Genomic DNA, 12,703 nt, shown 5'->3' with positions numbered 1-12,703 from the left:
GAAAAAACGATGAAAAAATATATTTACCTCTTGATTTGTCTTTTAGTACCGGTTTTATTTGGGGCATGCAGTAAGTATTTGGATGTGGATTTGGCAAACCAAAAGACCCTTGATGAAACCTTTCAGAAGCGTACAACAACGGAAAGGTATCTCGCGCAAGTATATGGTTACTTACCCATTGAGCATGATCTATTTAATAGTGAAGGGGGGAATGTGCCGCTTAGCGATGAAGCACTGTTCTCCTGGGTGGCATGGGTGCCTTGGCTCAACTTCACAAATGGAGGTTGGGGGGTGACAACAGATGATTATGCGACATGGGTGCATAATTATCAAGGCATTAATCAGGCAACCATTTTTATTAATAATGTAGATAAAAACGTAGAACTCAATGAATCTACTAAAAGTACGATGAAGGCAGAAGCCAGGTTTTTACGCGCTTATTTTTATTACCTATTGTTAAAACGCTACGGGCCTGTATTTGTTTGGGGAGATCGTGCTGCAGACGATAAGATCGATGCTAAGACAGTGGATCGCATGCCGCTGGAAGCCAACGTTAATTTTATACTCTCGGAATTTGATAAAGCAGCTACTGTATTGCCTAAGGAAATCACCGATCAGGCCTGGTATGGTCGTTTGACCAAAGGTGCGGTAATGGCGGCTAAATCAGAGCTATTGTTGTATATGGCTCGGCCATTATTTAATGGGGCAAAATTATATGTGGGTTTGAAGAATAGAAATGGTGAATTCCTGTTTCCTCAAACTGTTGATCCTAATAAATGGGAGCTGGCTGCCCAAGCGGCTAAAGATCTCATTGATCTAAATTTATATACGCTGTATCAGGATAATAAAGAGACGAATTCCTTTCGTCGAGCGATAAAATCATATATGGGTATTTATTTTGAGAAGTGGAATTCGGAAATTATTTGGGGCCGCTGGTCAGACGATGGCTTTAATTATAATGTTCGTACCGCGCCTCCTCGCGTAGTCACCATGGGGTGGGGCGGGTATGCTCCTTCATTGAAATTGGTCGATTCTTATCCAATGGCGAGCTCTGGACGCTACCCAATTACGGGTTATAGTAGCAATGGCCAGCCGATTATCGATGAAAAATCGGGGTACCAAGAAACTGGATTTACAGATAACTATGTGCACCCATTGGACAATTTTGCTGCCTTTAAAGCGCATAACAGTTGCGTGGGACGTGATGCACGTTTTTATGCTTCTATTCTGGCGAATGGAATGTACTGGATTAATAGGTTGCATGGCGACAAAAAGGTGACGTTTTTCGATGGAGGAACATCGACCTATACCAAAACGGGCGACTGTGTAAAATCGGGATATCTCTGGCGGAGGATGAGTGATCCAACAAATGATATTGAATCTGGAAACTGGGGACAGTTTGCCTGGCCTTTTTATCGCTTGGCAGAGATATACCTCAACTACGCTGAAGCATGTAATGAAAAGCCAAACCGAAATGAAACTGAGGCCTTGAAATATGTTAATTTCGTTCGGCAACGCAGCGGATTGAATAAATTGGAGGAGGCTTATCCTGAAGTCTTAGGAAATAAGGAATTGCTTCGAGGACTTCTTCGTAAAGAGCGCATGGTAGAAATGGCTTTTGAAGGACATCGCTATCCGGATTTAAGAACATGGATGATTGCAGAACAGGAAATGAATGAACCTTATTACACACGCAATGTTGCAGCGACAACCTATGAGGCTTCATGGGAACGCACAAAAGATGTCTTCCCTGGCAAACGGGTATTTCAAGCAAAACACTATTTCTTTCCGATACATCAGCAGCAACTGAGTGAGATGGTCAACATGACGCAAAACTATGGATGGTAGTACTTATTTACTAATACTGAAAATGATGAGAAATTGTATTTCCTATTGTATTTTCCTACTGACATTGGTTTTGATGAATGGATGTCAAAAGGATGATCGAATGAATAATATGGTCGATGACACCATTTATTTCAGAGACTTTAAAGAGAATAAAATAACGGTATTTGACTGGGGAAAGTTTGATTATAATGTAACTGTTGTGAAGGCTGGAATTGGACAGCAGGAAGCAAAGGTCAACTTTAAGATTGACGAAGCCTATTTAGCGGCATATAATGCACAAGAGGGTACAAACTATAAGTTGCTCCCCGCAGATTGCTATAAAATCGGCAATACCGCTTTAGAATTTTCAAAAAAAGACTATTTACATGATATCGCAATTGTGTTTGACAGCGAACGGATAAGCGCGTTACAAGGCAAATATAAAGAGCTATATGTACTTCCCTGTCGTATTGATGCTGAAGGCGGGGTATTGCATGCGCTGAAACCTGAGATGGCTACAACATTACTGATCCCCAACGTTAAAGATCCTTTTTTGGAGTTTACATCACCGGGACTGCAGCTGGACCAGATCAAATTAAGCCCCACTGGTGCTGAACAAGTTATAGGCGAAGCTACATTGGTGACAAATTATCCTAATCAATGGAATCTTGACTATGAAATTGAAGTTGATCCCATAATTTTGGATGATTACAATGGGACGGTATCAGACGATAAAAAGTTGAAATTACTGCCGAAAGCTGCTTATCAGCTTCTGCCTGCACCGTATAAAATTGCTGCGAAGGAGAATAAAGCGAGTTTCTCATATACCATTCTGAAAAAGGGCCTTATTGATGGAGCAACCAATTTATTTGGAGAATATGCTTTGCCTTTACGGATTAAATCCGTTTCAAAAAATGGTATTAACCCTGTTGCTTCGACAATATTAGTTCCTGTTTCATTTCAACCACCAGATATCCCACGTGGTGGCTGGAAGGTCATCGCGGCTTCTTCCGAATGGATTGGCGGTGGTGAAAAGGAAAATATATTGGACGGAAACCCCGATACCTTCTGGCATAACATATGGATGGGCGGAGAGCCGCCATTACCGCATTATGTCATTATAGATTTTGGAAAGGAATATAATGTGATGATGGTTGAATTAACAAGAAGGCTATGGAATAATGACTTAAAAGTCGTTGAGTTTTCGACTAGTAATGACAATAAAACATATGTTCCAGTAGGAAAGATTGATTTTGGAACAAATAGTCCCAAATCAACGTTGGCCGTGAATGTTCCGACGACAAAAGCTCGTTATTTAAAATGTACGGTAACAGCAAGTAATCGCCCTCCTTCATCCGCTATAGCAGAAGTATATGTCAAAGGATTATAAAATACATCCGAGTTTAGACATGATACAACTTCAAGTATAGTCTAGCTTGCAATCTGGTAGAGCTGAAAGTCACTCCATTTTCCGGAGTGACTTTTTTATTTTTTTAATATTTGTTCTTATTTGATACTTTTGCGCTGAATGAGGTATGGCTGAATGGCGTACACCGAAAGTTTCGACTATCCCTAGTATATTTATTTGTCAAGCAGCCATCCTTTATACCGAGCTATATTACTACATAATAATGAATAACTTTTTAGAACTCAATAAGCATAAATTTTCCTTTGGACTCAAGCTATTATCGTTAAGTTTTACTGTATTGTTTGTCGTCATTCCTATAGGTGTTTCTATTGCAAATGGAACTTATCCTACCTGGACTCTTTTCATCTGTGTTTTGCTATTCGGGTCCGTTATTTTCCCTCTTTTCTTAACTGGAATTGTTTACTTGACCTGGCTGAATAAAATATGGGTTAAGAAGAAAGCACTTAATCGACGGCCATTCGATGAATTGGATCGGATCGGATTTGCCACAGCCTATATTAATGAAAAATCGAAGTGGAATTATACTGAAGAAATCAAAGAGATCGTAATTGATGGTTATCGAATACAGTTCAATGTAATCATGGGATTTCCGAGTAATATTGAATTTAGGGCATTAGTTAAGTATCCAACAGTAGAAAGAGAGCGATTTACGGCTTTCGAGGCAAGTTTCAAGCAGGATAGAATATATTTAGACATTGATTCATTAGTTAAAGTTTACTCGCCTAAAAAGGAAGACAATCTGACGATTGAACAATTGAAAGCTGAACTGATACAATTTGCACAGATGATGCGGCTTGAAAATTTTGAACCTTTGGATAGGAAGTAAAACAACTAGGCTGTACGCTGTTGAATGTACTGGCAATAAATCCCTATTGATTTTTTTGTCAGCAATACACTTATTAAGAGGACTAAAATGGTGAAGGCTTTAAATAAAAAAAAGCGACTCTTTTGAAGTCGCTTTTTGTAGCCCGTAGGGGAATCGAACCCCTGTTTCAAGAATGAAAATCTTGCGTCCTAACCCCTAGACGAACGGGCCATATCGTTTTCGATGATGCAAATATAGAAGCTTTTTCAAAAAGCACAAAAAAAAAGTGCTGTCTATGTGCTAATTCATTGAAATTGAGAAAAATTATTTTTTTAAAGGACCTATTCTACAGCGTAAGCGAGCATATATTCATTGAACTTCTCGTAATGTACATCATAAATATGCTTGTTTTGATCGCTGTCGAGTTCAAGTTTTAATATGCCTTGCGTTTGGTATTCGAATGGTTGTATGGTCATGTTGTTCAAGAAGGAGACACCAGCATTGCCTTGAAGTTTATAAATCGCTTCTTTGGCGCACCAGCAAGCATAAAGCTGCTCATAGCGGCTATCATCCTGCGCGATGAATGCAAGTTCCGTAGGTTTTAGAAACTTATGTTGGATGCGCTCTACTTTTGTTTTGATGATTTCCATGTCGATGCCAACCTCTCCTTTTGTACTGATCATCGCCGCGGCATAATCAAATGAGTGTGAAAGTGATATTTTTTGGGGGAAATTAGCGAGATAAGGCTTGCCATTTGCATCTGAAGGACATTCTATATAACGGGATGTGTTTAATAAGGTACGCAAGAGCACACGGGTGGCAAGCCAATGTAACCGTCTTTTCCCTTTATTGAAAGACCCTAATTTCGCTTTTTCACGTTCATCCAATTGAAGTTTCGACAGTAAATCGTCGTCCGATTCCTCAATTCGCCAAATTGCAAATTTGGTTTGGCTATCAATTTCACGTAGATACACTAGACTCATACCCAAATTTAAAAAACAAATCGCAGATTTTTGTTTTGAAAAATGAAGTAAAATTAGTGGGAGAACTGTATTTTTGAATTTGTATAGCATTGCCTGACGCTCTTGCTATTTTGATACACATGATTTTATCTGATAAAAGAATTCTCGAAGAGATTGAAAATGGCAGTATTGTCATTCAACCATTTGATCGTAAATGTTTGGGAACAAACTCCTACGATGTGCATTTGGGGAAATATTTGGCAACGTATGCGGACCGTGTACTTGATGCCAAGAAGCACAATGAAATTCAGCATTTTGAAATCCCGGAAGAGGGTTTCGTCTTGGAACCCAACACCCTTTATTTAGGCGTTACTCAAGAGTATACCGAAACGCATAAACATGTTCCTTTTTTAGAGGGAAAATCGAGTACTGGTCGTTTAGGGATAGATATCCATGCAACAGCAGGAAAGGGAGACGTCGGTTTCTGTAATACCTGGACCTTGGAAATTTCGGTTGCTCAGCCTGTTCGGGTTTATGCCGGAATGCCAATTGGACAATTGATCTATTTTGCTGTAGAAGGCGATATCGAGACATTTTATAATACCAAAGGTAACGCAAAATACAATGGTAAGACGATCCGTCCGGTGGAATCCATGATGTGGAAGAATAATTTCTGATGCGGAATATTGGATGGATTATTTTAGGGGCTCTATTGATCGTTCTTATCAGTGGAGTGCTCTATTATTTTGTTCATCCAATGTTTGGTGGAAGTTTCAAAGGAGCTCGACTGGAGCGGATGAAACAGTCTCCCAATTTTAAAAATGGTATTTTTCATAATCTCGAAGTAACGCCATCGTTGAAAGGCGATGTGAATATGGTCGCTTTGTTGTGGGATTTCCTTTTCAACAAAAATCCTCACTTGAAACCTATCAGCGTATTGCCTGCTATGGAATGCGATTTAACACATCTTCCCGCAGATGACGTTTTGATTTGGTTTGGTCACTCCTCCTATCTGTTGAAGTTAGATGGGAAATTAATATTGGTTGATCCGGTGTTCAGCCAAAATGCTTCTCCTATCCCAGGTAGTAATAAAGCATTTAAGATGTCTGTCGACTATGCGACGATGGTTTTCCCTAAAATTGACTATTTGTTTATCTCTCATGATCATTACGATCATCTGGACTATGAGACTGTTGTGAAATTGAGGGATAAAGTCGGTCAGGTGATTTGTGGTCTCGGAGTAGGGGCACATTTTGAATCTTGGGGATATAAGGCCGAGCAGATCATCGAGGGAGATTGGTACGATCAGGTAAAACTTGCGCCAGATTTTCAGGTAACCTTCACACCCGCAAGGCACTTTTCGGGGCGAAGATTTACACGGAATAATACCTTATGGACATCCTTTGTGTTAAAAACTTCTAAGTACAGTATTTTCTTCGGGGGAGATAGTGGGTATGGTAAGCACTTCAAAAAAATAGGTGACCAATTCGGTCCATTTGATTTAGCTATCTTGGAAAATGGCCAGTATAACGATGCCTGGCATTATATCCATTCTTTACCTGACGAATGGGCTGCTGAAACGAAGGATCTGAAAGCTCAAGCTATTTTGCCCGTTCATTCTTCTAAGTTCGCGTTGGCTATGCACGACTGGAAAGAGCCAATGGAGAAATTTTACGAGACAGCGAACAAAGAACAGATCACTCTTCTTACGCCAAAAATAGGAGAAATGATCCATTTTAATAGATTAGATACAGTATACGCGCCTTGGTGGCGTGAAGTCAACTAAAATCTATTTATTTTTTTCCTCAATCCATAAAGACATATATTTTGTGCTTTGCATCGTGTGGTGCAACAATATCTGACTAATAAAGTTTTGTTGGCGGTGTCTGTCAATCTGCACTTTTAGCAAAGATAGATTCGTCATAAAGTCGGCCTGATACTTTCGTTTTTCATAACGCTCGTTGATAATACGGATACCATGTTCTTGGGCCGTTTTCCAAAGATCTTCGTTTTCGTAAAGCTCGACAGTCTTTCGGCAGAAAGTTTCGGGATCGTCTTCGATAAAGCCATTCCAGTCCAAATTGCCCTTCATGGCTTCGGCACCAACTGTCGTGGTGACAGATGGTGTACCTGTCTGCATGGCGTCGATAAACTTTCCTTTTACGCCCGCACCAAACTGAATTGGAGCGACTAGTACACGGTAGTTTTCCATAGTGAGACGAGCCGATTCTGCTCGCCCCTTAATCAGGAAATTCTCTTTTGGATTGTTTAATTGAAGGACCTTTTGGGTTGCATAGGCACCGTAAATGTGCAATTCTACTTTAGGGAGCATCTTCCGTAATTGCGGCCAGATTTGTGTTTTTAGATATTGTACCGTATGCCAGTTGGGCTCATGAATAAAATTTCCGATAAATAGTAAGTTTTTACGCTCTTCAAAGGACTTCCATTGATTAATTTCAGTAGAACTGATCTCATTTTCAAGGAAAGGGAGGTAATAGAGGATGTCGGGTGAAATTCGAAATTCTTCGATAAGAATCTTCATTTCGGATTCAGAGATAATCAAAGAAAGGTCACTTCGCAGAATTGAGGCAATTTCCCGTTTGGCGGTGTCTGTAAATAGCTCTTGAAAGGAGAAGTCACCTTTATTTTTGACGGATGTCTGTCTCGCCTGGCGTAAAAAATGCAAGTCTTCCGTGTCAAGTACGCGAAGTGCGTTAGGGCATTGCTGGGCAACACGCCAGCCGTATTGTTCTTCTACCATAAAGCGGTCAAAAACAACAATATCGGGCTGTAGTTTAGCAATGAACTCGTCAAAGCTGTTGCTATTGAGTACAATTGCCTGTTCATGTATTCCGAGAGACTGCAAAGCGGCGCTATAGGGCGATTTGGCGGCAGCTGAAGCAAATGTAATATGATAAGAGCGATTGATGAACGTGTCAATTAATTGCATCATGCGAAAGCCCGCAGCAGAAGATGTTGGCTCTGGCCACACAAGTCCAATGAACAAAACCTTTTTCTCTTTCATGCTGGAAAATTACTGATTAATGTGAAAAGAATTGACGAAAAATTAACAATTAGTCATTTTCAAACGATTAGCTTTATTTTAGTGTTTATAATATATTTCAAGGTTATTCATCATTAAACGATCATATGGCCAAAACTATTGCTCAACGGATTCGACATTTTTCGCCAAAGACCTATTGGAAGGAATTAATAGCTGTTTTGGTTATCTTATTGGCCTTCGTATTTTTTAGAAATGAGCGGAAAGAGCTTGCCGCAATTATTCCGCAGTTGCGCGCAGCCAACCTAACCTGGGTTTCCGTTGGAGTTGGAATTACCATCGTCTATATCATGCTTCAGGGATTGATGTATGTGCAGAGTTTTAAGGCGATCGGACTTTCTATTAATCTGAGAATCGCCATTGATCTTTTCCTGAAGCGAAATTTACTCAGTGTGTTTCTCCCTGCGGGTGGGATTAGTTCTTTGGCATATACAACAACGGAGTTGCGGAAAAGAAATTTGAATACGACCCAAATTCACCAAGCTGGGGCGCTGTATGGCTATGTCGGACTACTGACGGTCTTTCTGATTGGTGTACCTGTTATATTGTATACGATCTGGCATAATAAAAATTTTGGTGATGCCTGGATCTCATTGCTGGTTTTGGGACTGCTTCTGGGGGTCGTATTTTGGCTCGTATGGTCTTTTCGAACGCACAAAGGTATCTACCGTTGGGTAGAAGCAAATTTCCCAGCTGTAGCTTCTAATATCGATGAAATATTCTCAGGGGAGGTCAAGCTAAAATATTTGTTAGGTACCATGTTAGCATCCATGGTCGTCGAATGCTGCGGTATCGCGCACGCATTTGTGAGCATGTATGCCCTTGGTCTGGATCACTCTTTTGAGGCAGCGGCAATTGCCTACACGGTTTCGGTTGTTCTAATGATCGTTTCTCCTTTTCTGCGTGGGCTTGGGGCGGTTGAGCTGACTATGCTGTATATTTTTAAAGCATATGGTTATTCACAGGCAGAAGGACTGGGCATTACTATTCTATACCGCGCGTTTGAGTTTTGGCTCCCGTTAATCTTGGGACTTCTGGCATTCGCATGGCGTGGAAAACAGCTGCTGGCCCGTATTGGACCTGCACTGCTGATCTTTTTCTTAGGAATGGTGAATCTCATCTCTGTATTGACACCGCCTTTGGCGGACCGGATGAAACTTGATCGTTTTTATTTGCCTTTAGAAGCCATTCATGCTTCTAAGTTCATGGTTTTGGTGTTGGGACTGGGTTTGTTGGTTACTTCAGCCTATTTAATTAAAGGTTTTCGGATCGCATTTTGGATTGCTGTGGTTTTTAGTGCGCTGTCCCTTTTTGGGCATGTGTTTAAAGCTTTGGACTATGAAGAGGCCTCAGTAGCGTTACTGACCTTGGTTTTATTGGCGATAAGCTATAAGCAATACCGGATCAAAAGTAATATTCGTTGGGTGAGAATTGGATTTATTACCTTTTTCGTTGCCTTAGTAGCGATTTGCTTGTTTGATGCGCTGAGTTTTTATTTTATTGATAAACAGCATTTTGGTTTAGACTTTACCTGGCGACAATCGATCTATCACACTGCGCGAAGTTTCTTGCTATTTGCAGATGATGAATTGATGCCCCAAACGGCTTTTGGACAGGAGTTTCTGCGGATCACACAAGTTCTGGGACTTTTCTGCTGGTTTCTGTTGATCTACGCACTCGCGCGTCCTCGTCTGATTGATGATGAAGATTCTAGTAAGTCCGAGATCGAAAGGGCAGAACAATTATTACTTGAGTTTGGGCAGTCTCCGATGGACTTCTTTAAATTGGGAAAAGATAAGAACCTGTTCTTTTCAGAAATATCGGAAGGCTTCACAGCTTATCGCCTGGCTAATGAGTTTGCAATCGTTTTAGATGAGCCTGTCTGTGAACAAGGGGATAAGGAAGAGCTTGTTCAGGAGTTTGATGAATACTGTTATGCCAATGGATTAAAAGCCATTTACTATCGTGTTGATGAAAATAGTTTGGTTCATTTTTCATCACTTCGTAAGCAGAAGATCACCATCGGACAGGAGGCCGTATTAGAATTAGATGCATTTACGCTGGAGGGGAAAGACCGTAAATCATTACGTAATGGGCTTAACGCAATTCAAAAAAAAGGGTTTACGACAGAAGTCTTGAAAGCTCCTCAAACAAGGGAAATTATCGATCAGCTGAAAGCTATCTCCAACGAATGGCTGAAAGAATTTGATAAAAAGGAAATGGTTTTTTCGCAAGGCATGTTTGATGAAAGCGAGCTGATCTCGCAGGATATTATTGTGCTGAAAAATGAAACAAATCAAATCGTAGCCTTTTTGAATATTGTTCCCGACTACGCGAAAGATGAGTGTACTTATGATATGATCAGAAAGTCTCTTGAGGCCCCAGGTGGAAGTATGGACGCGTTGATTGTTGAGCTTATCACCTACGCGAAACAAAAACAGTATGTCTACCTGAATTTGGGAATGGTACCAATGACAGGTCTGGGGGCAACGGACAGTCCGGCCGAAAAAATAATGAAGTTTGCGTCAACGCGATTGGGAAATTTCAAACATTACCATAGCCTGCGCGACTTCAAAGAGAAGTATGCAACATTTTGGGAAAATAAATACCTTATATTTGATAATGACTTTGATCTTATACAGCTTCCTGTAGCATTGGTCAAAGTGATGAAACCGAATGAATAGGTTGATAGAGCTCTCGTACAGATGAAAAAATTAACTACGCTATTTATAATTGGGAGCATAGCATTTCATGCTTTTGCACAACAACGTTTGATAGACATGAAATATTGGAATAATAAAGCCGTACTGCCTTTGGTGCTCTATTTGAGTGGCGATGGTGGATTTAATTCATTCTCTAACAAGCTTTGTGAGCTGATTGCTGGTGCCGGATATACTGTTGCAGCTCTTGATTCTAAGAATTATTTCTGGAAGAAGAAAAGCCCGAATGAGATCGCAGCGGATATTTCTAATACCTTGAAGACTTTGTTATCCTCCCGCCAGAATATGCGTCTTTTCGTTGTTGGGTATTCATTTGGTGCAGATGCAGTCCCTTTTATTATTAACCGATTGGATCCAGCAGTTAAAAAGAATGTAAAGAGCATTGTGCTTCTGGAACCATCCGTGTCAACAGATTTAGAGATTCATATCGCTGATATTCTGGGAAGAAGTAACACAAAACGGAGTCTTGATGTCATTGCGGAAATCAATCGTATGGAAGGGCTGAAAACAAGTGTAATTCTTGGTGATGACGAGGCTGATTTTCCAATACAAAAGATAACGCTTAAGAATTTTACCAAAAAATACCTGGCGGGAGGGCATCATTTTAGTGGCAATGCAGATCAAGTTGCTAAGACGACGGTGGCGCTCTTTTAACTGAGCGGTGTTGTTGTCTGCTAGCTTTCCTTTAAGGTGGTTGTACAGCAGCGATAGGCCTTTTACCTTGTCAAAATCGGTGAATGCTCTGAGGCTATTTGGATTTCTTGTCCTACATCAATTTAATTAAATGAAGAAGGTCTTAATTTTGATTTAGAATTTAAATAGACAATTATGGAATTAGGAATAGGAATGTTTGGTGACTCGAGGATAGATCCAGTTACAGGTCAAATCCAGGCAGCACAAGATAGAATGAAAGAAATTATTGAAGAGATCAAGCTTATGGATCAAGTAGGATTGGATTTCTTTGGAATCGGGGAGCATCATCGGGCAGATTATGCCGTTGCAGCACCCGAAATTATCTTAGCTGCGGCTTCTACAGTTACCAAAAATATTAAATTGGGTAGTGCAGTTTCTGTATTGAGTTCTGCAGATCCTGTTAAATTATTTCAGGATTTTGCGGCTGTCGATCTTCTATCCGATGGACGTGCTGAGCTTATGGCTGGAAGAGGATCTTTCATTGAATCCTTCCCTTTATTTGGTTATGATCTGAAAGATTATTCCGAGTTGTTTGAGGAGAAACTTGAGCTTTTGCTTCGCCTGAATAAGCAAAATCCAATTACTTGGCGCGGAAATTTTAGAGCGCCATTAATCAATCAAGAAGTTTTCCCTCGGCCAAAAAATGGATCACTACCGATTTGGGTTGCAGTAGGCGGTACAACATCTTCTGTGATCCGTGCAGGAAAACTGGGCTTACCGGTTATGTTTGCCATTATAGGTGGGATGTACGAGAGTTTTGATCACTTATTTGACATGTACCGTCAAGCGTATGAGGATAATGGGCATGATATGGCTAATTTTCAGGTGGGAGTGCACATGCATGCGTTCTTTGGCGACAACAATGCTCAGGTAGCAGACTATTACTATCCAATTTATTCAGCACAGATGGATCGTATTGGAGCAAGCCGTGGATGGCCTCCATATCAGCGTACACAATATGACTTTGGCAGATCTTCAAGAGGACACCTAATTGTGGGAGATGCTGCCTATGCCGTTGATAAAATTTTGCAAATACAGGAGAAGTTCGGATTGACACGTTTCTCTGCCCATATGGATGTGGGCGCCCCTGGGCACAAAGAAATGTTGCGATCTATAGAGATTTTTGGCGAGAAAATAGCCCCCGAAATTCGAAAGGCTCTTCATAAAGATGCCTAAAGAGCTATTATCATTTTTTTAACGCTGAGA

General features: G+C 40.6%; 10 protein-coding genes and 1 tRNA gene. 8 read left to right on the top strand and 3 right to left on the bottom strand.

Annotation, left to right across the window (positions count from 1 at the left end):
* Nucleotides 1–9 precede the first annotated feature (9 nt).
* The 3 genes from AB1Z56_RS19890 to AB1Z56_RS19880 all read left to right on the top strand — a co-directional run bounded on the left by AB1Z56_RS19890 (nucleotide 10) and on the right by AB1Z56_RS19880 (nucleotide 4,082).
* Nucleotides 10–1,848: a RagB/SusD family nutrient uptake outer membrane protein gene (locus AB1Z56_RS19890; protein WP_426789947.1), complete on the top strand. Its 1,839-nt coding sequence runs from the start codon at nucleotides 10–12 to the stop codon at nucleotides 1,846–1,848.
* A 22-nt stretch (nucleotides 1,849–1,870) separates the two neighbouring features.
* Entirely contained in the window at nucleotides 1,871–3,217 is a 1,347-nt protein-coding gene (locus AB1Z56_RS19885) for a BT_3987 domain-containing protein (RefSeq protein WP_426789946.1), read from the top strand.
* A gap of 241 nt (nucleotides 3,218–3,458) precedes the next feature.
* Nucleotides 3,459–4,082 (top strand): hypothetical protein, encoded by a 624-nt coding sequence (locus tag AB1Z56_RS19880; protein ID WP_426789945.1) that lies wholly within the window; start codon nucleotides 3,459–3,461, stop codon nucleotides 4,080–4,082.
* Between the two features lie 138 nt (nucleotides 4,083–4,220).
* Here AB1Z56_RS19880 and AB1Z56_RS19875 read toward each other — a convergent pair.
* Together AB1Z56_RS19875 and AB1Z56_RS19870 are read right to left on the bottom strand one after the other, a co-directional pair.
* Nucleotides 4,221–4,292, bottom strand: a tRNA-Glu gene (locus tag AB1Z56_RS19875).
* 110 nt (nucleotides 4,293–4,402) lie between these two features.
* A complete protein-coding gene (locus AB1Z56_RS19870) occupies nucleotides 4,403–5,044 on the bottom strand; it encodes a 4'-phosphopantetheinyl transferase family protein (protein ID WP_309365277.1) in 642 nt (213 codons plus the stop codon).
* A 119-nt stretch (nucleotides 5,045–5,163) separates the two neighbouring features.
* Between AB1Z56_RS19870 and dcd the strand changes: the two genes are divergently transcribed.
* Together dcd and AB1Z56_RS19860 are read left to right on the top strand one after the other, a co-directional pair.
* On the top strand, nucleotides 5,164–5,700 hold the full coding sequence (gene dcd, locus AB1Z56_RS19865; protein ID WP_046673098.1) for a dCTP deaminase: 537 nt from the start codon (nucleotides 5,164–5,166) through the stop codon (nucleotides 5,698–5,700).
* On the top strand, nucleotides 5,700–6,809 hold the full coding sequence (locus tag AB1Z56_RS19860; protein ID WP_426789944.1) for an MBL fold metallo-hydrolase: 1,110 nt from the start codon (nucleotides 5,700–5,702) through the stop codon (nucleotides 6,807–6,809). Before dcd ends, AB1Z56_RS19860 begins: the two co-directional genes overlap by 1 nt.
* A 3-nt stretch (nucleotides 6,810–6,812) precedes the next feature.
* On the opposite strand, the gene AB1Z56_RS19855 is transcribed toward AB1Z56_RS19860, so the two are convergent.
* Entirely contained in the window at nucleotides 6,813–8,048 is a 1,236-nt protein-coding gene (locus tag AB1Z56_RS19855; protein ID WP_309365283.1) for a glycosyltransferase, read from the bottom strand.
* 125 nt (nucleotides 8,049–8,173) lie between these two features.
* Here AB1Z56_RS19855 and AB1Z56_RS19850 point away from each other — a divergent pair, with 125 nt between their 5' ends.
* The 3 genes from AB1Z56_RS19850 (at nucleotide 8,174) to AB1Z56_RS19840 (ending at nucleotide 12,673) form a co-directional block, all read left to right on the top strand.
* Complete coding sequence (locus AB1Z56_RS19850; RefSeq protein ID WP_426789943.1) at nucleotides 8,174–10,768, top strand: phosphatidylglycerol lysyltransferase domain-containing protein; 2,595 nt, start codon at nucleotides 8,174–8,176, stop codon at nucleotides 10,766–10,768.
* A gap of 21 nt (nucleotides 10,769–10,789) precedes the next feature.
* Nucleotides 10,790–11,458, top strand: a complete 669-nt coding sequence (locus AB1Z56_RS19845; RefSeq protein WP_426789942.1) for an AcvB/VirJ family lysyl-phosphatidylglycerol hydrolase — start codon at nucleotides 10,790–10,792, stop codon at nucleotides 11,456–11,458.
* A 174-nt stretch (nucleotides 11,459–11,632) separates the two neighbouring features.
* Complete coding sequence (locus AB1Z56_RS19840) at nucleotides 11,633–12,673, top strand: Atu2307/SP_0267 family LLM class monooxygenase (RefSeq protein ID WP_201639991.1); 1,041 nt, start codon at nucleotides 11,633–11,635, stop codon at nucleotides 12,671–12,673.
* Nucleotides 12,674–12,703: the final 30 nt, after the last annotated feature.

Source organism: Sphingobacterium sp. WOUb80 (assembly GCF_050058145.1).
Classification (GTDB): Bacteria; Bacteroidota; Bacteroidia; order Sphingobacteriales; family Sphingobacteriaceae; genus Sphingobacterium.
The sequence above is the reverse complement of the archived record's forward strand: the minus strand, read 5'-3'. Positions and strand labels throughout refer to the sequence as shown.